At 26.9% G+C, this 1,355-nt stretch carries 1 protein-coding gene; it reads right to left on the reverse strand.

What is annotated here, in order from left to right:
• Positions 1–54 precede the first annotated feature (54 nt).
• On the reverse strand, positions 55–633 hold the full coding sequence (locus KPL38_RS19255; RefSeq protein WP_216290743.1) for a lysylphosphatidylglycerol synthase transmembrane domain-containing protein: 579 nt from the start codon (positions 631–633) through the stop codon (positions 55–57).
• Positions 634–1,355 lie beyond the last annotated feature (722 nt).

Raw genomic sequence — 1,355 nt, forward strand, 5'->3', positions numbered from 1 at the left:
TGTTCTATGCCCAGAATGTGATGCAAATATGATAATCAAAGGACGATGAGATTATCATATTTGCTTGGCATAAGGGTTTTTACTCGACCGTAGGGAGATTTTGTTCTTTATGGAAAATATAACTACGGTTAAGATAATGCCTAAATTAAATATAAATCCTATAAGACACAAATAAAAAATGCCTGAAATTTTTGATGTGAAATAATTATACTTTAAGATAATTATAATGAAAGAATATATAGTTAAAGTTGTTTGATGAATAATGAATTTCATAACTAATATAGAACTAGCGGATGCTGGGTCTATACCTTCGTTTTCTAAAACATAATAAATAGCTGGTTGAGCACCTGTCTGAAGTGGTGTTATAGAGGCATATAATTGGCCCACCATAGCGGCCTTTATTGAACTACTGAATTTTTGGTTTAGAAAAAGTAATCTAGTAAGTTCATGTATAATAAATACTTCAAGAGTCCAATAAATGAACATTAAAGCAATTGCTGCAATTATCCACGAAATGTTGATTACTTTAAGCACACTTACCAATTGATGTAATCCATTTTTATATAAGAAGAAATATACAAATATTGCTATAGATATTATAACCCCTGCTATATTAAGTATTTTATTTTTCATTGGGATCTCCTTTCAAATGCAGTAACTGTGTCGCTTTGAAGGCTTAGCAATGTGACAGTATAGAAAACTAAGTTCTTTGTATTTTTGCTAATTAAATCAATATTCATTAGCAACGGTTATAATAATATTACTTTAATGTACTATATCATCGGGTTAAAAAGATACATAGGTATTTCTGTCATGTAATTATAACTTTATTTTTAACATTAGTATAAAAAATATGCTTCATATTTAGCTTTTCTACAACAATTAATTTATCAATACCATATTTATCAGAATAAAATTTACTATTTTCATCTAAATCTAAATCTAAATCTAAATGTCATTATTTTTATAAATTTCTTTAGTGGAGTAAAAATCTACTCTTTTTATTTTATATTTATCAAGTACCTTATTTATGTAATAGTTTGTTCCGGTACTAATAACAGTAAAGGATCCTCTAGCAGAGTTGACTTGTTCAATAAAAGGTTAGCAAAAGGGTCGAAGGAGATATTAAAAATGTTTTCATCTAAATCAGCCTTACTTCTTTTTAAATTATTAAAAACATAGCTTAAATACTCTCTATTTTTTAGTAAGAGCTCTATCAAAATCAGATATAAATGCAAAATTTTTTATTATATGATTATCCCACAAAAAGCTTGTAATTACTTCCAAACGTAGTAATTATGATATAATAATATCAAAATCAGTACGTAGAGGAGGATTACTATGTTTTGCAAAAA

Origin of the sequence: Clostridium psychrophilum, from assembly GCF_018861705.1 — a bacterium.
In the GTDB taxonomy this organism is placed as follows: domain Bacteria; phylum Bacillota; class Clostridia; order Clostridiales; family Clostridiaceae; genus Clostridium_AD; species Clostridium_AD psychrophilum.